The organism is Streptomyces sp. NRRL F-6492, assembly GCF_001280125.1.
In the GTDB taxonomy this organism is placed as follows: Bacteria; Actinomycetota; Actinomycetes; order Streptomycetales; family Streptomycetaceae; genus Streptomyces.
The window spans coordinates 94,301-112,071 of record NZ_LGEG01000193.1; the positions used below are offsets into that span (position 1 = coordinate 94,301).

General features: G+C 74.3%; 14 protein-coding genes. 10 read left to right on the top strand and 4 right to left on the bottom strand.

Features of this window, described 5'->3' with window-relative positions:
- Window positions 1–82 precede the first annotated feature (82 nt).
- Both ADL08_RS14980 and ADL08_RS14985 read right to left on the bottom strand, forming a co-directional pair.
- Complete coding sequence (locus ADL08_RS14980) at window positions 83–328, bottom strand: DUF6479 family protein (protein ID WP_053643012.1); 246 nt, start codon at window positions 326–328, stop codon at window positions 83–85.
- Between the two features lie 103 nt (window positions 329–431).
- On the bottom strand, window positions 432–1,397 hold the full coding sequence (locus tag ADL08_RS14985) for an LLM class F420-dependent oxidoreductase (RefSeq protein WP_053643014.1): 966 nt from the start codon (window positions 1,395–1,397) through the stop codon (window positions 432–434).
- A gap of 349 nt (window positions 1,398–1,746) precedes the next feature.
- On the opposite strand from ADL08_RS14985, the gene ADL08_RS14990 reads away from it, so the two are divergent.
- From ADL08_RS14990 to ADL08_RS15000, 4 genes are all read left to right on the top strand, one after another.
- On the top strand, window positions 1,747–2,964 hold the full coding sequence (locus tag ADL08_RS14990) for an SLC13 family permease (protein WP_053643016.1): 1,218 nt from the start codon (window positions 1,747–1,749) through the stop codon (window positions 2,962–2,964).
- A 39-nt stretch (window positions 2,965–3,003) separates the two neighbouring features.
- A complete protein-coding gene (locus ADL08_RS14995; RefSeq protein WP_053643018.1) occupies window positions 3,004–3,300 on the top strand; it encodes a DUF3040 domain-containing protein in 297 nt (98 codons plus the stop codon).
- Between the two features lie 121 nt (window positions 3,301–3,421).
- On the top strand, window positions 3,422–3,505 hold the full coding sequence (locus ADL08_RS39195) for a putative leader peptide (protein WP_365540730.1): 84 nt from the start codon (window positions 3,422–3,424) through the stop codon (window positions 3,503–3,505).
- Between the two features lie 501 nt (window positions 3,506–4,006).
- Complete coding sequence (locus ADL08_RS15000; RefSeq protein ID WP_053643019.1) at window positions 4,007–5,476, top strand: hypothetical protein; 1,470 nt, start codon at window positions 4,007–4,009, stop codon at window positions 5,474–5,476.
- 13 nt (window positions 5,477–5,489) lie between these two features.
- Here the strand turns inward: ADL08_RS15000 and ADL08_RS15005 are convergent, their stop codons facing one another.
- Window positions 5,490–9,740: a bifunctional nitrate reductase/sulfite reductase flavoprotein subunit alpha gene (locus tag ADL08_RS15005; RefSeq protein WP_053643020.1), complete on the bottom strand. Its 4,251-nt coding sequence runs from the start codon at window positions 9,738–9,740 to the stop codon at window positions 5,490–5,492.
- Window positions 9,741–9,979: 239 nt separating this feature from the next.
- Between ADL08_RS15005 and ADL08_RS15010 the strand changes: the two genes are divergently transcribed.
- Window positions 9,980–10,378 (top strand): TOBE domain-containing protein, encoded by a 399-nt coding sequence (locus ADL08_RS15010; protein ID WP_053643021.1) that lies wholly within the window; start codon window positions 9,980–9,982, stop codon window positions 10,376–10,378.
- 93 nt (window positions 10,379–10,471) lie between these two features.
- Here ADL08_RS15010 and ADL08_RS15015 read toward each other — a convergent pair whose 3' ends face one another.
- Window positions 10,472–11,998 (bottom strand): PucR family transcriptional regulator, encoded by a 1,527-nt coding sequence (locus ADL08_RS15015; RefSeq protein ID WP_053643022.1) that lies wholly within the window; start codon window positions 11,996–11,998, stop codon window positions 10,472–10,474.
- A 241-nt stretch (window positions 11,999–12,239) separates the two neighbouring features.
- Here ADL08_RS15015 and ADL08_RS15020 point away from each other — a divergent pair, with 241 nt between their 5' ends.
- From ADL08_RS15020 to modA, 5 genes are all read left to right on the top strand, one after another.
- Entirely contained in the window at window positions 12,240–13,073 is an 834-nt protein-coding gene (locus tag ADL08_RS15020; protein WP_053643024.1) for an FAD binding domain-containing protein, read from the top strand.
- Window positions 13,070–15,865: a molybdopterin-dependent oxidoreductase gene (locus ADL08_RS15025; RefSeq protein WP_053643025.1), complete on the top strand. Its 2,796-nt coding sequence runs from the start codon at window positions 13,070–13,072 to the stop codon at window positions 15,863–15,865. Before ADL08_RS15020 ends, ADL08_RS15025 begins: the two co-directional genes overlap by 4 nt.
- A 147-nt stretch (window positions 15,866–16,012) precedes the next feature.
- The gene (locus tag ADL08_RS15030; RefSeq protein ID WP_078968342.1) at window positions 16,013–16,555 is read left to right on the top strand and encodes a molybdopterin-dependent oxidoreductase; all 543 of its coding nucleotides are present in this window, start codon (window positions 16,013–16,015) and stop codon (window positions 16,553–16,555) included.
- Between the two features lie 110 nt (window positions 16,556–16,665).
- A complete protein-coding gene (locus ADL08_RS38755) occupies window positions 16,666–16,791 on the top strand; it encodes a hypothetical protein (RefSeq protein ID WP_267889567.1) in 126 nt (41 codons plus the stop codon).
- Window positions 16,792–16,883: 92 nt separating this feature from the next.
- Window positions 16,884–17,693 carry a molybdate ABC transporter substrate-binding protein gene (gene modA / locus ADL08_RS15035; protein WP_053643028.1) on the top strand — a complete coding sequence of 270 codons (810 nt, stop codon included), beginning with the start codon at window positions 16,884–16,886 and terminating at the stop codon, window positions 17,691–17,693.
- Window positions 17,694–17,771 lie beyond the last annotated feature (78 nt).

Here is a 17,771-nt window from a genome sequence, read left to right on the forward strand (position 1 = left end):
GCGGCAAAGGCCCGGGACGGGCGGCCCGCCGGCGCGGAGGCCCGCGCGGAACTCCTCGACGGAATCCTCATGGCCCCGCTCCTCAGCGGTCCCGTCCCCGCTCGGAGTCCTCCGGCGACTGCCAGGAGTCCCGCCGCGCCTCCGCGGCCGGGGGCTGCGTCGCGCCGGGGGCCTCCCTCCGCCGGGCCACCCGCCGGGAGCCCCACCAGAACCCGCCGAGCAGCAGGGCGGCCACCAGCACGCCGACCACGATCAGCAGGAGCGAGGAGGAACCTTCGGCGGCCAGGAGGGAAGGCGGTGCGGCCGAGGAGAGAGAGGAGAGAAGCATGATCGCCCTTCCTGTCGGAGACGGGGCAGTTCGTTCGGAACGGCGGCTACCCTCGCGGAGAAGATCCATTCGCTCACGGACGGTGTCCCGCCCCCGCCCGTTGTCAGAGGTCGCGCAGGGCCGGCAGCAGCTCCTTCTCCGCCCAGCGGATGAACGGCTCCTGGTGCCCGCCGCCGATCTGGACGAGGGCCAGCTCGGTGAACCCGGCCTCGGCGTACGGACGGGCGGCCTCCACGAACGCCTCGACGTCGTCGCCGCACGGGATGTTCTCCGCCACGTCCTCGGGGCGGACCGTCTCGGTGGCCTGGGCGAACCCGGAGGGCAGCGGAAGCTCGGAGTTGACGCCCCAGCCGCCCAGCGACCAGCGGAACTGGTCGTGGGCGCGCGCCACCGCCGCGTCCCGGTCGGGGTCGTAGCAGACCGGCACCTGGCCGACGCGCGGCTTGCCCGCGCCGCCGTGCTCGTCGAAGGCGTCGAGCAGCTCGCCCTTCGGCTCCGTGGCGATCACCAGGTCCGCCCGGCGTCCGGCGACCCTGCACGAGTGCGGGCCCGAGACGGCGATCCCGATGGGCGGGGGAGTGTCGGGGACGTCCCACAGCTTGGCGTTCTCGACCTGGAAGTGGGTCCCCCGGTGGGTCACGTACTCGCCGGAGAACAGGTCGCGGATGATCCCGGCGGCCTCGTCCAGCATCTCCAGGCGGACGCCCGCCGAGGGCCAGCCCGCGCCGACGACGTGCTCGTTCAGGATCTCGCCCGAGCCGAGCCCGAGCCGGAACCGGCCCTCGGACAGCAGCTGCACGGTCGCCGCCTTCTGCGCCACGACCGCCGGGTGGTAGCGGAAGGTCGGGCAGGTCACGTACGTCATCAGCGGGATGCGGGAGGTCGCCTGCGCCGCCGCCCCCAGGACGCTCCACGCGTACGGGGCGTGGCCCTGGGAGTCCAGCCACGGGAAGGAGTGGTCCGAGATCACGGAGAAGTCGAATCCGGCGCGTTCCGCCTCGACCACGTGCCCCACCAGCTCACGGGGCCCGGCCTGCTCGGTCATCATCGTGTACCCGATCTGCATCATGCCGGGCGACTTGCCGCGAACACCGCTCTTGAAACGGGCATGCCGGACACTTCTGTCGACGGTGGCCGGAACGGCGTGCGACGGGCGGAAATGGGTGCCGACCCCGATGCGGGCGGACGGTGCCCCGGGGGAGGGTGGGACGGAGGAGCACCCGGCGACCCGGTCGCCGGGTCGGTGCACGAGGCGGGGCGCACGGAGTGCGGGTCCGGCCGGTGACGCCGGCGTTCCAGGCCATGGCACGAACGGAGTCCGCGCCCATGACACGTACCCCCCGGAGACCGCGGAGCCCCCTCGCCGCTCCGGAGACCCCGCCCGGACCCGGCCGCCGCCCCCGCCGGGCGGGTCCGCCGTGAGCGTGACCACGTGGGCGACCGTCGCGGTCTTCGCGGCCGTCTACGTACTGATCGCCACGGAGTGGGTCCACCGGGTCGCCGCGGCCCTCGGCGGCGCGGTCGTGATGCTCCTCGTCGGGGCGACCAGCCCGGAGGACGCCTTCTTCTCCGAGCACACGGGCATCGACTGGAACGTGCTCTTCCTGCTCCTCGGCATGATGCTGATCGTCTCCGTCCTCAAACGCACCGGGGTGTTCGAGTTCGTCGCCATCTGGGCCGCGAAACGCTCGCGGGGGCGCCCGTACCGCCTCATGGTGCTCCTGATCCTCACCACCGCCGTCCTGTCGGCGTGGCTGGACAACGTCACCACCGTCCTCCTGATCGCCCCGGTCACGATCGCGGTCTGCGGCAGGCTCGGCCTCCCGGTCGTGCCGTACCTGATCGCCGAGGTCATGGCCTGCAACATCGGGGGCGCCGCCACCCTGATCGGCGACCCGCCCAACATCATGATCGGCGCGCGGGCCGGCCTCTCCTTCAACGACTTCCTGCTCCACATGGCCCCCATCACCACCTTCCTGATCCTGGTGTTCGCGGTGATGGCCCGCTGGATGTTCCGGAAGGCGTTCTCGTACGACCCGGAACGGGCCGAGCGGGTCATGGCGATGCGCGAGCGGGACGCGATCACCGACAAGCGGCTCCTCGTCATCAGCGGCGTCGTCATCGGCCTGGTGATGGTCTGCTTCGTCCTGCACACCGCCCTGCACCTGGAGCCCTCCGTGGTGGCCATCAGCGGCGGGCTGATCCTGCTCGCCGTCTCCCGGCTGCGGCCGGAGAAGGTGGTGGCCGACGTGGAGTGGCAGACGCTGGCGTTCTTCGCCGGGCTCTTCGTCATGGTCGGCGCCATGGTGCGGACCGGGGTCGTCACCGACATCGGGGAGGCGGCGGCCCGGGCCACCGAGGGGAAGCTGTTCGGCACCTCGATGGCCCTGCTCTTCGGCTCGGTGGTGCCCTCCGCCGTCATCGACAACATCCCGTTCGTCGCCTCGGTCAGCCCGATCGTCTCCCAGATCGTCGAGTCCTCCGGCGGGACCGGACGGGCCGGCGTGCTCTGGTGGTCCTTCGCCCTGGGCGCGGACCTCGCCGGCAACGCCACGATCATCGCCTCCTCCGCCAACGTCGTCACCACCGCCCTCGCGGGCGTGTACGTCTGGCTGCGCTACTTCGTCCTGGCCTGACCTGCGTCCCGCCGGGCCACCGAGAGGAGGGAGGACGCCATGGGCGACTCCGACGAGGGGAGGAACGCCGCCCTGGAGGCCGTCCTGTGGCGCGACGACCCCCGCTTCGCCCGCGGCCCGGGCGAAGGCCGCCCCCGGCGCCCCCGCGAGTACCGGCGGGGCCGGGCCTGGCTGGCCATGGGCCTCGCCCTCGCCGCCGTCGTGGTCGGGGGGATCGTCCCGCACGGACTGCTCCTGGCGGCGGGGCTCGTCACGGCTGCCCTCGCGGTGAACCTCTTCGACCCCCGGGAGCGGCGGCTCGGACGGCACCGGCGGGGTTCCGGCGGCAGGCGGTGAGCCCACCCGAACCCTCTTGTACGGGGAGGGCGTTGGAGCCGTCCATGGCGCCGTCCCACTCCGTGGAACGGTGGCCGGTGCGCCTTGACCCCGCGGACGGGCACCTGCTTCGATCATGCACATGAAGAGCCGCCGGACGACCCTCACGCGACGACGTCACGTCGACCTCGCGCGCACGTCCGGCGCCCTCTGTAGCGGGCGCTGACCCCGGCCGCCGTCCTCCACGGCCGCCGGTGACGGTCCCGGCCGCCTCCACCGGCCCCGGTCGCCGCTCTTCGCGGCCGGTGGCACCGATCCCGGCCGCCGCCGGGGCGCCCCTTCCGGCCGTGGCCCGTCGCTCCCCGCGCGTCACCGTCCGCCGGACCTCGACCCCGACCGCGCACCACCCTGTCGTCCCGGCGATCCCGGGAGCTCCCGACCGAGGAGCCCGAGGGGCTGGTGGGGCCGGTGAGGTCCACTCGGCCGTGCCCGCCGCACCACCCGTACGCCCCGCACCACCCGTACGCCCCGCACCACCCGTACGCCCCGCACCACCCGTACGCCCCGCATCACCCGTACGCCCCGCACCACCCGTACGCACCGCCCGTCCGTACGCACCGCGCCCCGTCCGTACGCCCCACCCCGCCCGTACGGGCCTTCCCGCGCGGCCGCACGCACGCGCGCCCCCTCCCTCCCACCGCCGTCCCGGAAGGATCCCGTCCTCCTCATGTCCCTCCCGTCCGCGCGCCCCCGCGCCCGCCGCAGGCCCCTGGTCGCCGCGCTGGTCTCCGCCCTCGCCCTCGCGGCCACCGCCGTCCCCGCCGGAGCCGCGCCCGCGGCCGACCCCACCCCCGTACCGCCGCACAACCCGTACGCGGGCCCCGACGGGACCGCCACCATGCACGGGGACACCGGCTCCTCGGACACCACCCCGCTGGCGGGCCCCGGCGCGGGGAACCTGGCCTCGAAGCGGGTGGCGCTCGCCTCCGCCTGCCCCACCGTCCTCGTCGGCTCCGACGGCTACCCGGTCGTCCTGTGCACCCCGATCTTCGGCCAGGTCCCGACCGTCCACCTGCTGAACCCGGCCGACGGCTCCTCCCTCACCACCCTCCAACTCACCAAGGGCTCGCTCCTCGGCGGCGTCTACGCCTACCTCGACAACGAGGACCGGCTCGTCGTCGTGGACGGCAGCCGCAGCCTCCTGCGCGTCGCCCACCGCAAGGACGCCTCCGGCGCCTGGCGCCTCTCCGTCGACCGGAGCCTCTCCCTCGCCTCCGCCGTCCCCGCCGACGACGCGGTCACCGGCCTCTCGCCGGACTGGCGGGGACGCGTCTGGTTCGCCACCGGCAACGGCGTGGTCGGCCTCGCCGACGACCGGACCGGACAGGTCTCCACCCTGCGCCTGCCCGCCGGGGAGCGCGTCGCCAACAGCATCTCCACCGCCCCCGAGGGCGCCGCCGTCACCAGCACCCACGCCACCTACCTGCTCACCGCGGGCGCCGACGGCACGCCGGCGATCGCCTGGCGCCAGGCGTACGACCGGGGCCAGGCCCGCAAGCCCGGCCTGCTGAGCTGGGGCAGCGGTTCCACCCCGACCTTCCTCGGCCCGAAGACCGGCACCGACTACGTCGCGATCGTCGACAACGCCGACACCACCGTCCGCCTCAAGGTGTACCGCACCGACGGCGGCGCGGAGATCTGCTCGGTCCCCGTCCTCCGGGCCTCCGGCGGCCCCGGCAGCGAGAACTCGCCCGTCGGCGCGGGCAACAGCGTCTTCGTCGCCGGCACCTACGGCTACCCGTACCCGGCTCTCCCGGACGGCGCGGGCCCGTCCGTCCCCTCCTCGGCCGACTTCGCCGGCGGCCTGACCCGGGTCGACATCCGCCCCGACGGCACCGGCTGCGCCACGGTCTGGGACAACGCCCTGCGCTCGGCGGCCGTCCCGAAGCTGTCCACCGCCACGAACACCCTGCACACCGTCGTCCGCGACCCGCTGATCCCCGGAACCAGGGGAACGGGAATCCTCGACCCCTACCGCTACGTCCAGATCGACCCGGAGACCGGCCGCGTCACCCGCTCCAAGCAGGTCGGCGTCGGATCCCTGTACGACACGCTCCAGATGGCCGGCACCGTCGCCCCGGACGGCGCCTACCTCCAGGGCACGGTGACCGGCGTCCTGCGGATCACCGCGGGCTGATCCCCGCCCCGCGTCAGTACACGTCGCGGACGTACCGCCGGTCCGCGGCCATCCGCTCGACGTAGGCGGCCGCCTCCTCGTCGCCCATCCCGCCGTGGCGGGCGACGAGTTCGCGCAGGGTCCGGTCGACGTCCCGGGCCATGCGGGCGGCGTCGCCGCAGACGTGGAAGTGGGCTCCGTCCCGCAGCCAGGACCAGAGGACGGAGCCGTGCTCGCGCATGCGGTCCTGGACGTAGACCTTGTTGCGCCGGTCGCGGGAGAAGGCGGTGTCGAGCCGGTGCAGGTGGCCGGAGGCGAGGTGGGCCTCCAGCTCCTCGTGGTAGTAGAAGTCGGTGGCCTCGCGCTGCTCGCCGAAGAACAGCCAGTTGCGGCCGGTGTGGCCCCGGGCCAGGCGGTCCTCCAGGAAGCCGACGAAGGGGGCCACGCCCGTCCCGGGACCGACCATGATCATCGGTGTGGCGGGGTCGGACGGCGGCCGGAAGTGCGGGGAGCGCCGCACGAAGACCTGGACGGGGCCGTCGTCGGCGTGGTCGGCGAGGTAGGCGGAGCACACCCCGGTGCGGTCCCGGCCCCGGTCGTTGGTGTAGCGCACGACGGAGACGGTGAGCCGGACCTCGCCCGGGTGGGCCAGCGGGCTGGAGGAGATCGAGTACAGGCGCGGCTGGAGGCGCTTGAGCACGCCGGTCCACTCGGCGGCGGAGGCACGGACGGGGAAGCCGCCGATCACGTCGGCCGGCTGGAGCCCCCACCCCCACTTCGCCAGCTCGTCCTTGTTGCCGGGGCGCAGGAGCCGCCTGAGGTCGTGGCTCCCGGACCGCTCGGCCACGAACCTCAGCAGGTCCGGGGTGACGCGCGTGACGTCGAGCCGGGTCCGCAGGGCCTCGGCCAGCGGGAGCGGCCCGGCGCCGCCGGCGTCGACCGGCTCGTCGGGGTCGAGCCCCGTGAGCGCGAGCCACTCGGCGACCGGGCCGCCGCCGTTCACCGGCCACACCCCGAGCGCGTCGCCCGCCTCGTACGCGAGCTCGCCGTCGCGGGTGTCGAAGGCGAACTGCCGCACCTCCTTCTGCGAGCCGGGCAGGCTCAGGAGCCGGTTGCCGACGAGGAGCGTGGGGAACGGCGAGGTCTTCGTGTACTCTCCGGGCCGCGCCGCCCCGGAGGCGGGGCCCCGCCCGGCGGGGACGGGCGCCAGGACCGGCTCCGGGGCCGGGGCGGACTCCGGGGCCGGAACGGACTCCGGGGCCGGGGCGGCGAGCAGCGGGAGGAGCGCCGCGAGCCAGGCCGCGGAGCTCTCCTCGTGGTCGGGTTCGCAGTCGGTACGGGGGTGGAGGCGGGTGGCGCCCAGTTCGGCGAGGCGCTCGTCGACGCGCCGGCCGTGGCCGCAGAAGTCGGCGTAGCCGGAGTCGCCGAAGGCCAGGACGGCGAAGCGGACGCCGTCGAGGCGGGGGGCGCCGGGGGAGGCCAGCGTCCGCCAGAAGGCCGTCCCGTTGTCCGGGGCGTCGCCGTCCCCGAACGTACTGGTCACCACCAGCAGGTCCGCGTCCGGGCCGATCCCGCCGAGGTCGGCGCTCTCCATCGGGAGGAGGGCCGGGGCGTGCCCGGCCTCGGCCAGCCGGCCGGCGGCGCCGGCGGCGAACTCCTCGGCCGTGCCGGTCTGGGAGGCCCACAGGAGCAGCAGACGGCGCGGGGGGACGGCCCGCGGCCCGTCCCGCTCCGGCGCGCCGGGCGGGAGCGGCGCCGGTGCGCCGGTCCGCGAGAACGTTCCAGCCAGGACCCCGTCGACCCAGCGGCCGCGCTCCGGCGCGAAGGGCGCGGACGCCGGGAGGACCGGCACGCGGCCGTCGGCGGGCGCTCCGGCGAGCCCGGAGAGGAGGCCCGCGAGGTAGTGGCGCTCCGGCTCGGTGAACGGGGGAGGGGCGAGGTCCGCGACGCCGAACAGGGCGGCGAGCGCGGGCAGGACCTCTCTCCCCGGCCCCGTCTCGGCCGCCGGCCCCGTCTCGGCCGCCGGCCCCGCTCCGGCGGCCGGCTCCGTCCCCGGTTCCGGCGCCGTCCCCGGCTCCCGCTCCGCACGGGCGGCGGGCACGGGAGCGGCCGTCTTCGCGAGGGTCACCGCGCACACCTTGAACTCGGGCTGGAAGGAGATCGGGTCGACGGCGTCGTTGGTGACGGCGTTGATGCCGAGGTACTCGCCGAACAGGTCGTTCCAGTGGAACGGGGCGAAGCAGTTCCCGGGCAGGACCCGGTCGGTGACCACGGCGGGCAGGACGGCGCGCCCGCGCCGCGAGGCGATCTCCACGCCGTCGCCCTCGGCCACGCCCAGCGCCGCCGCGTCCTCGGGGTGGATCTCGACGAAGGGACCGGGGTTCAGCTTCCCGAGCCTGGCCACCTTGCCGGTCTTGGTCAGGGTGTGCCACTGGTGCTGGAGGCGACCGGTGTTGAGGACGAACGGGTAGGCGTCGTCGGGCAGTTCGGCCGCCGGGAGGTGGGGCCGCGCGAAGAACCGGGCACGTCCGCTCGCCGTCGGGAAGGCCAGCCGGGGCCGGGTGCCGTCCGCGCGCTCCAGGAGCGTCTGGCTGACGCCGTCGTTCACGTACCGGACCGGGTTGCGGTCGGGGCCGTCGGCGGTCGGGGCCGGCCACTGGACGGGGGCGGCGCGCAGCCTCTCGTACGTCACGCCGCGCAGGTCCCAGCCGGTCTGCGGGTTCCACGCCCGCTTCAGCTCCTCGAACACCTCCTCCGCCGAGTCGTACGTGAAGCCGTCGGCGAAGCCCATCGCGCGGGCGACGCGGGCGATGAGCTCCCAGTCGGGGAGGGCCTGGCCGGGCGGGTCGACGACGCCCCGGACGAGGGTGAGGTTCCGCTCGGAGTTGACCATGACGCCGTCGGACTCCGCCCACAGCGTGGCGGGCAGCACCACGTCCGCGTACGCGTTGGTCTCGGTCTCGGCGAACACGTCCTGGGTGACGACGAGTTCGGCGGCCTCCAGGGCGTCGATGACGGTCCTGCGGTTGGCGACCGAGGCGACCGGGTTGGTGCAGATGATCCAGCAGGCCTTGATGTCCCCGGCCGCCATCCGCTCGAACATCTCCACCGTGCCGCGCCCCGCCTCGGCCCGCAGCGTCCCCCCGGGGAGGTTCCACAGCTCCTCGACGAAGGCGCGGTCGGCGTCCACGAGCACCGACCGCTGGCCGGGCAGCCCCGGCCCCATGTAGCCCATCTCCCGGCCGCCCATGGCGTTGGGCTGACCCGTCAGGGAGAAGGGACCGGCGCCCGGACGGCAGACGGCACCGGTGGCCAGGTGCAGGTTGACGAGCGCGTTGGTGTTCCAGGTGCCGTGCGTCGACTGGTTGAGCCCCATGGTCCAGCAGCTCGTCCAAGCGCCGGCCTCGCCGATCCACCGCGCGGCCTCCCGGATGTCGGCCTCGGGGATGCCGGTGATCCCGGCGACCTTCGCGGGCGGGTAGTCGGCGAGGAAGGCGGGCATGTCCTCCCAGCCCTCCGTGAACTCGGCGACGAACTCCCCGTCGACGTGCCCGTTCTCGACGAGGAGGTGCAGCAGCCCGTTGAGCAGGGCGAGGTCGGTGCCCGGCCGGATCGGCAGGAAGAGGTCCGCCTTGTCGGCGGTGGCGTTGCGCCGCGGGTCGACGACGATCAGCTTCGCCCCGGCCGACTTCACCCGGTCCATCATCCGCAGGAAGAGGATCGGATGGCAGTCCGCCATGTTGGAGCCGATCACGAGGAACACGTCCGCGTGGTCGAAGTCCCGGTACGAGCCGGGCGGCCCGTCCGCGCCGAGCGACAGCTTGTAGCCGGAACCGGCCGACGCCATGCACAGCCGCGAGTTCGACTCGATCTGGTGGGTGCGGACGAAGCCCTTGGCCAGCTTGTTCGCCAGGTACTGCGCCTCCAGGGACAGCTGTCCGGAGACGTAGAAGGACAGCGCGTCGGGCCCGTGCTCGTCCAGGATCGCGCGCAGCCGTCCCGCGACCCCGGCGACGGCGGCGTCGACGTCCGTCTCGACCGGCTCGCCCCCGCGCTCCGCCCGCACCAGCGCCTTCCCGATCCGCCCCGGAGCCGCCATCATGTCGGCGCTCGTGGCCCCCTTCGTGCACAGGCGGCCGGAGTTGGCCGGATGCGCCTTGTCGCCGGACGCCTTCACGATCCGCCGCAGCCCGGTCGCCGGGTCGCGCGCGACGTCGAGCACGATGCCGCAGCCGACCCCGCAGTACGAGCAGACCGTCCGCGAAGTCCCGCCCTCCGGCTCCATCGGCACCCCTCCTCATCCCCTCCCGGACGGGAGGCCTCCCACAGCCACCGACCGTAGGAAGCCCCGGTTTCCGGACGATCACGTCCCCCGCGCACGGGGCGTTACACCGGACGCACGACGGGAGGCGGAGCGCCGTGAGCACCCCGTCGGCACGTCGTTCTCCCCGGTCGCGGGGGGACGCCCCGGTCGCGTCCGTCCGGCGGACCGGGGACGCGCAAGACACCCCCTAGAGTGCGGGGATGCCGTCGTACAGCATTGGGCAGGCCGCGCAGCTGCTCGGAGTGAGTTCGGAGACCGTTCGCCGATGGGCGGACGGGGGCAGACTGGCCGTGGAGCGCGACGGGGCCGGCCGGCGGGTGATCGAGGGCGTGGCCCTGGCCGCCTTCGCCCGGGAGCGGGGGGCCGGGCTGCACGCCGTCCCGGAGGACGACGTGCCGACGTCGGTGCGGAACTCCTTCGTGGGGATCGTGACCGGCGTGCGCGTCGACGACGTGGCCGCGCAGGTGGAGGTGCAGTCGGGGCCGCACCGGCTGGTGTCCCTGGTGACCCGCGAGGCCGTCGAGGAGCTGGGGCTCGACGTCGGGGCCACGGTCACCGCCCGGGTGAAGTCGACCAGCGTGCACATCGACTTGACTTGACCTGCCCCGGCCCCGCCCACGCGGAATCGTCCCGGCCGGGTGCCGGGTGCCGGGTGCCGGGTCCGGGCATCGGCATCGGCATCGGGCGTCGGGTCAGCGGCAGAGGAGCGCGGCGCGCAGGTCCACCCGGTCGGCGAGCCGGGACAGGTCCCGGCCGGTGAGGGCCTCGATGCGCTCGACGCGGTAGTGGACCGTGTTGACGTGGATGTGGAGCGCCTCGGCGGTCCTCGTCCAGGAGCAGTCGTGCGCCAGGAAGGCCTCCAGGGTCTCCAGGAGCATGGCGCCCGACCTCCGCCCGGAGCCGAGGAGGGGGCCGAGGACCGTCGTGCGGTAGACCTCCCGTACGTCGGCGGGGACGCCGGCGAGGAGCAGGGCCAGCCCGCCGAGATCCCGGAGCCCGGCGACCGGCGGGGCCAGGGCGGGGGCCGCCGCGAGGGCGTAACGGGCCTGCGCGAGGGCGGTGTCCAGCGACGTGGGGGCGGTGACGGGCATGCTCAGGCCGACCCGCCAGGCGCTCTCCGGCCGGCAGTCCCGGATCAGCGGCCACACCTCGCGCAGCCCCTCCTCCACCTCGTCCGCCGCGTCCCCCTCGTGGGCGAGGACGGCCGTCGCCTCGTCACCGGCGCCCCGGGCGACGGCGAACGCGGCGGACGGCAGGTGGCCGAGCGCCTCGGTGAGCGCGGCGACGCCGTCGGCGCCCGCGTTCCCGTCCGGCTCCAGGGCCGCGACGACCACCGTGTAGGCGGCCCGGTCCGCCAGGCCGCAGGAGGCCAGCGCGCTCCGCAGGTGGTCGGTGTCGACGCGCAGGGCGCCGACGGCCTCCACGAGCCGGGTGGAGGCGGCACCGCGCGCCGCGCGGTGCCGGTCCCGGCGGCGCCGGTGCCGGCCGAGGAGCTCGGATATCTCCTGGAGGACCCGCGGGGGCACCCGCCCCTCCTCCGGCAGGTGCAGGTACCAGGTGTCGAAGTCCGTGCCCTCGGCCTCGACCCGCAGTGTCGTGCCCCGCCCGCCGCGCAGGGCCTCCGCCGCCTCCCGGGCGGGCAGGCCCGCGGCGGCGGAGGTGCGGGCCACGGTCCGGCCGCCGGGGGTGAGCAGGTGGCAGGCGGGCGTGCCGAGGTGGGCGAAGGCCCGGTCGAGCAGCTCGCCGGTCGTCGCGCCGCCCTCCAGGGCGCGGTCGAGGTCCAGGCGGACGTTCTCCGGCAGGGCGCGGTGGTCGTCGGCGGGGTGCCGGCTGAGCTCGCCCCACTGGCGCAGGTAGACGGCTTCGGTGACGGCCCGGAAGCTGGTGTGCGGCGGCACGGCGACGAGGGCGACGCGGTGCCTCCGGCAGGCGTCGACGAGTTCGCGCGGCACGTGCCCGTGGGTCTCCTCGCCCGCGAGCAGCGCGACGGCCCCCGCGCGGCGCAGGGCCGACACGAAGCGGTCCGTCTTGGCCGGCGCGCCGTCCCGGCTCCACCACACGAGCCCGCTCAGCACGACCTCGCCCGGCTGGAGGAAGCGCTCCGGGTCCTCCAGGTCGGTCGCGGTCACCCCGGCGATCTCCTGGCCGAGCAGCGCCTCGTCGCCCCAGACGAGGGAGAGGTCCAGACGGTCGAGTCGGAGGAGGTGGTCGACGTGCATAACGGAGCTCCTTGCGCGGTCGCGGGACGGGCCCGCCCTCACATTCACGAGGCGAATGCGGGTCGATGCATCGTAGATGCCCGGCTGCGGGCCGGGAACGGCTCCTGGTCGATCGTCCAGGGCCGGGGGCCGGGAGAGCGTTGATTTCCGGGTGCGCGTCCAGTCGTGCCGCACGCCCCCGCCGGGCTTCACTGGCCTGAGGCAAGCGGTCGGAGGACACCGGTCGGAAGGCGGGTACGGGATGGATCTGAACACGGTCACGGACGTGAGGGACGCGCGCCTGCGCGAGCCCTGGCGCCCGGGGGACGCCTGGCTGGGAGGCGGGACCTATCTGTTCTCCGAGCCCCAGCCGCACCTGCGGCGGCTGGTCGATCTGAGCCGGATGGGCTGGGAGCCGCTCACGCGCCACCCGGACGGTTCGCTGGAGGTCGCGGCGACCTGCACGATCACCCGACTGTCCCGCTACGGCCGGCGTTTCCTGGACGCGCCCGCGGCCCCGCTGTTCGAGCAGTGCTGCCGGGCCTTCCTCGCCTCGTTCAAGGTCTGGAACATGGCCACCGTCGGCGGAAACCTGTGCAACGGCCTCCCGGCCGGACCGATGATCTCGCTCACCGCCGCCCTCGACGGCAGCTGCCTCCTGCTGGCCCAGGACGGCTCCACGCGCGAGGTGAAGGTGGCCGAATTCATCCGGGGCGCGGGCGTGAAGGACCTCGCGGAGGGCGAGCTGCTGCGCTCGGTGACGCTGCCGGGGCGGGCACTGGGGTGCCGTACGGCCTTCCGCCAGGCCTCGCTGTACGGGCTCGGCCGGTCCGGGGCGCTGGTCGTCGGGGCGCTCGACCCGGTGGACGGCTCGCTGGCGGTGACGGTGACCGCCGCCACCACCCGCCCGTTCCGGTTCTGGTTCCCGCTCCCGCCCCCGCGCGAGGAGCTCCGGGCCGCGATCGACACCGCCGTACGGGACGAGGACTGGTTCGACGACATCCACGGACTGCCCGAATGGCGACGGCACATGGGCCTGCGCCTCGCGGAGGAGGTCCGCCGCGAGCTGACCGCACCGGAGGAGGACGCCCGATGAGCTTCGAAGTCCATGTCGACGGAAGGCCGTTCGGCGACGAGCCGCGCGCCGGCCAGTGCCTGCGGACCTATCTGCGCGAGCGGGGCCGGTTCGGGGTGAAGAAGGGGTGCGACGCGGGCGACTGCGGCGCGTGCACCGTCCACGTCGACGGGGAACCGGTGCACAGCTGCCTCTACCCGGCCGTACGGGCCGAAGGGCGCGCGGTGACGACCGTGGAGGGGCTCGCCTCCCCGGAGGGCGGACTCCACCCCGTCCAACAGAGGTTCCTGGACGCGCAGGGCTACCAGTGCGGCTTCTGCACGGCCGGCTTCCTCATGACGACCGCCGCCCTGGAGGCCGAGCGCGGCACCCCGCACGACGACGGCAAGCTCGACGACCTGCCCCGCGCCTTCAAGGGCAACATCTGCCGCTGCACCGGCTACCGGGCGATCGAGGACGCCGTACGGGGCGTGAAGCACACCGAACGCCCGTGCGCGGGAAAGGCGGTGGGACAGAACGTCGCCGCGCCGGCCGGACCGCGGGTCGTCACCGGCACCGCCCGCTACACCTTCGACGTCGAGGTCCCCGGCCTGCTGCACATGAAGCTGCTGCGCTCCCCGCACCCGCACGCCCGGATCGTCGCGATCGACACCGCCGCCGCGCTGCGCGTCCCCGGCGTGCACGCCGTCCTCACCCACGAGGACGCGCCGAAGACGCTCTACTCCTCCGCCCGCCACGAGCATCCCACCGAGGACCCCGACGACACCCGCGTCCTGGACGACGTCGTCCGGTACGTCGGCCAGCGGGTCGCCGCCGTCGTCGCCGACAGCGAGCGGGCCGCCGAGGAGGGCTGCCGCCGGATCGAGGTCACGTACGGGGAACTGCCGTACGTCACCGACCCGGAGGAGGCCATGCGCCCCGGCGCCCCCGTCGTCCACGCGGGCAAGGGGCCGGGGGAGCGCATCGCCCGGGTGGAGAACAACGTCGCGGGCGAGGTCCACGGCGAGATCGGCTGCGTCGAGGACGGCTTCGCGGAGGCGGACGTCGTGTACGAGGAGACCTTCCGCACCCAGCGGGTGCAGCACGCCAGCCTGGAGACCCACGGCTGCGTCGCGTACTTCGAGCCGAAGGAGGACGGCACGGGCGAGCGGCTCACCGTCCGCTCCTCCACCCAGACCCCGTTCCTGACCCGGCGGGCCCTGTGCGCGCTCTACGGCCTGCCGGAGGACGGGGTGCGGGTGGTGGCGGGCCGGGTCGGCGGCGGCTTCGGCGGCAAGCAGGAGATGCTGACCGAGGACGTCGTCACCCTCGCCGCCCTCACGCTGCGCCGACCGGTGAAGCTGGAGTACACCCGGGCCGAGCAGTTCTACGGGGCGACCACCCGGCACCCGTTCACCATCGGCATCAAGGCGGGGGCGCGCGCCGACGGAACCCTCACCGCCGTACAGATGCGGGTGGTGTCCAACACCGGTGCGTACGGCAACCACGGCCCGGCCGTCATGTTCCACAGCGTCGGCGAGTCCTTCGCCGTCTACCGGGCCCCGCACAAGAAGGTCGACGCGTACTCCGTCTACACCAACGTCGTCCCGGCGGGCGCGTTCCGCGGCTACGGCCTCGGCCAGGTCACCTTCGCCGTCGAGTCCGTCATGGACGAGCTGGCCCGCCGCCTCGGCATGGACCCGCTCGTCCTCCGGGAGAAGAACGTCATCGGGCCGGGGGAGGGCATGCACAGCCCGATCGGCGAGGAGGAGGACCTCCACATCGCCTCGTACGGCCTCGACCAGTGCCTCTCCGTCGTGCGGAACGCCCTCGCCGGGGACCGCAGCGCCGAGGAGGCACCCGAGGGCTGGCTCGTCGGGCAGGGGACCGGCATGGCGATGATCGCGACCGGCCCGCCCGGCGGGCACTACGCCGACGCCCGGGTCTCCCTGCTGGAGGACGGCACGTACGACATCGCGGTGGGCACCGCCGAGTTCGGCAACGGCACCACCACCGTCCACCAGCAGATCACCGCCGGGGCCCTGAACACCACCGAGGACCGGCTCGCCGTCCGCCAGTCCGACACCGACGTCGTCCGCCACGACACCGGCGCCTTCGGCTCCGCCGGCACCGTCGTCGCCGGCAAGGCCGTCCTCCTCGCCGCCACCTCCCTCGCCGAACGCCTCCGCACCCTCGCCGCCCGTCATACAGGGGCCGCCCGGCACCTGTGCGTCCTGGGCGCCGAGTCCGTCGACTGCGCCGGCCGCATAGTCACCCTCAAGGAGCTGTACGAGGCGGGGCACGCGCTCGGGGCGGCGGAGGAGCTCGCGGCGGACGGGCACTGGGGCGGCTCGCCGCGCTCGGTGGCCTTCAACGCGCAGTGGTTCCGGATCGCCGTCGACCCGGACTCCGGGGAGGTCCGCATCCTGCGCAGCGTCCACGCGGCCGACGCCGGCAAGGTCATGAACCCGATGCAGTGCCGGGGCCAGGTCGAGGGCGGGGTCGCGCAGGCCCTCGGCGCCACCCTCTTCGAGACCGTCCGCGTCGACGAGCGCGGCGAGGTCACCACGGCCGCGTTCCGCCGCTACCGGCTTCCCCAGTACGCCGACGTGCCCCGCACCGAGGTCCACTTCACCGAGACGACCGACGCCATCGGCCCCCTCGGCGCCAAGTCGATGAGCGAGAGCCCCTTCAACCCGGTCGCCCCCGCCTTCGCCAACGCCCTGCGCGACGCCACGGGCATCCGCTTCACCGAACTGCCGGTGACCCGCGACCGCGTTTGGCTCGCCCTCGACCGGCAGGCGCGGGACCGGACGCGGAACGCGGTCCGATGAGCCGGGCAAGGACGAGGGAAAGGCTCGTAGGAAGCTCACATGTGCGGGCCGAACACGATGATTCACGTGGCAGACACGGTTCTCCGCTCCACCGGTCGGGTATCACTGCGCGCAGCCGCCGTACCGACCGCCGCGAGGGGACCGACGATGAGCCGACCGAACACCGCGCCCCACCCGACACCCGCCGCCGCACCCGCACCGACGCGCACACCCGCGCCCGCGTCCGTGCCCGCCGGATCCTTCACGCTCCGGGGGGACGTGGCCCGCCCCGCCACGCTCACCGTCGCCGACCTGCGCCGGGACTGGGAGCAGCACCGGGTCGAGGTCGTCTTCGACTGCGCCACCGCGGGGCCCCAGCACCACACCTTCTCCGGGCCCCTCCTCCGGGAGGTCGCCACCGCGGCACGCCCCCGCTTCGACCCCGCCCGCCGCAAGGAGCGCTCCCGCTTCCTGATCGCCGTCGACGGCGGCGACGGCCACCACGCGCTCCTGTCGTGGGCGGAGATCGACGCCGACTTCGGCGACGCCCCCGTCCTCCTCGCGACCCGGATGGACGACCGGGACCTCGACGGGGACGGCCCTCAGCTCGTCGTCCCGTCCGACCGCTGCGGAGCCCGCTACGTCAGTGCCGTCACCGGCATCTGGATCGGCTCCGCCCGGCTCGCCGCGCCCCTCCCGTCCGGCACGTGAGACCACGGGGCGCCCCTCCTCGTCGGTTCCTACGACCTGCCTCTCATCCGCGATGGAGAGTCCCACCACTTTGTTGCAGATGAGAGCAACAGAGGCCTAACGTGTCGCATATGCAGCCCTACAGCACCGGGCGGGCCACGCGGCCGCCGGGCGTCAGTGAGGAACGGGGACCGGAAGTCGGCGCGCGGGCCACCGCCCGCGTGGAGCCGACCGGCGTGCACATCGACCGCGCCTGACCATCCCTCATGCAACACCGCGACACCTCGGCCGTCGGCGCGGCCGGCCCGTCCACGCACCTTCCGTTCGTTCCCAAGGAGTCCAGATCCCCATGTCCCTCACCCCCGCCGGACGCCGCACCGCCGCCGCCGTGCTCACCGCCGCCCTGCTCGTCCCGCTCGCGGCCTGCGGCGACGACGGCGCGAAGAAGGACACCGGCGGCTCCCCGGCCTCCGGCTCCACGAGCGGCGCCCCCGCGGCGAACCTCACCGTGCTCGCCGCCGCGTCCCTCACCGACGTGTTCAAGACGGCCGGCGCGGCGTACGAGAAGTCCCACCCGGGCACGAAGCTGACCTTCTCCTTCGCCGGCTCGCAGGAGCTCGTCGCCCAGGTCTCCCAGGGCTCGCCCGCCGACGTCCTGGTGACCGCCGACACCAAGAGCATGGACAAGGTGAAGGCCGACACGGGCACCCCCGCGATCATCGCGAGGAACCGGCTCGTCATCGCCACCGGCGAGGGCAACCCCTTCAAGGTCGACGAGCTGAAGGACCTGGCCGACACCAAGCTCAAGGTCGTCCTCGCGGCCCCCGAGGTCCCGGCCGGCAAGTACAGCAAGCAGATCCTCGACAAGCAGGAGATCACGGTGAAGCCGGTCTCCCAGGAGCCCAGCGTGCGCGCCGTGCTCGGCAAGGTCGAGCTGGGCGAGGCCGACGCCGGCCTCGTCTACAAGACCGACGCCGAGAGCGCGAAGGACAAGGTCGACGCCGTCGAGATCCCCGACGACCAGAACGCCGTCGCGAAGTACCCGGCCGCCACGCTGAAGGACTCGAAGAACGCCGAGGCCGCCGCCGCGTTCGTCGCCTGGCTCTCCTCGCCCGAGGGACAGAAGATCCTCCAGGACGCCGGCTTCCAGAAGCCGTAACGTACGGGATCGTCCACGATCGGGAGGGGCTGCCCGCACCGGGGGAGCGGACAGCCCCTCCGCTCCACGCCCCCACCT

Bases quoted from the DNA above. Each gene is read 5' to 3' on its own strand.
- ADL08_RS15010 (WP_053643021.1), top strand. From the start codon at position 9,980: ATGCCGTCGTACAGCATTGGGCAGGCCGCGCAGCTGCTCGGAGTGAGT.
- ADL08_RS38755 (WP_267889567.1), top strand. From the start codon at position 16,666: ATGCAGCCCTACAGCACCGGGCGGGCCACGCGGCCGCCGGGCGTCAGT.
- ADL08_RS15000 (WP_053643019.1), top strand. From the start codon at position 4,007: ATGTCCCTCCCGTCCGCGCGCCCCCGCGCCCGCCGCAGGCCCCTGGTC.
- ADL08_RS39195 (WP_365540730.1), top strand. From the start codon at position 3,422: ATGAAGAGCCGCCGGACGACCCTCACGCGACGACGTCACGTCGACCTC.
- ADL08_RS14995 (WP_053643018.1), top strand. From the start codon at position 3,004: ATGGGCGACTCCGACGAGGGGAGGAACGCCGCCCTGGAGGCCGTCCTG.
- modA (WP_053643028.1), top strand. From the start codon at position 16,884: ATGTCCCTCACCCCCGCCGGACGCCGCACCGCCGCCGCCGTGCTCACC.
- ADL08_RS14980 (WP_053643012.1), bottom strand. From the start codon at position 328: ATGCTTCTCTCCTCTCTCTCCTCGGCCGCACCGCCTTCCCTCCTGGCC.
- ADL08_RS15030 (WP_078968342.1), top strand. From the start codon at position 16,013: ATGAGCCGACCGAACACCGCGCCCCACCCGACACCCGCCGCCGCACCC.
- ADL08_RS15025 (WP_053643025.1), top strand. From the start codon at position 13,070: ATGAGCTTCGAAGTCCATGTCGACGGAAGGCCGTTCGGCGACGAGCCG.
- ADL08_RS14985 (WP_053643014.1), bottom strand. From the start codon at position 1,397: ATGATGCAGATCGGGTACACGATGATGACCGAGCAGGCCGGGCCCCGT.
- ADL08_RS15005 (WP_053643020.1), bottom strand. From the start codon at position 9,740: ATGGAGCCGGAGGGCGGGACTTCGCGGACGGTCTGCTCGTACTGCGGG.
- ADL08_RS15015 (WP_053643022.1), bottom strand. From the start codon at position 11,998: ATGCACGTCGACCACCTCCTCCGACTCGACCGTCTGGACCTCTCCCTC.
- ADL08_RS15020 (WP_053643024.1), top strand. From the start codon at position 12,240: ATGGATCTGAACACGGTCACGGACGTGAGGGACGCGCGCCTGCGCGAG.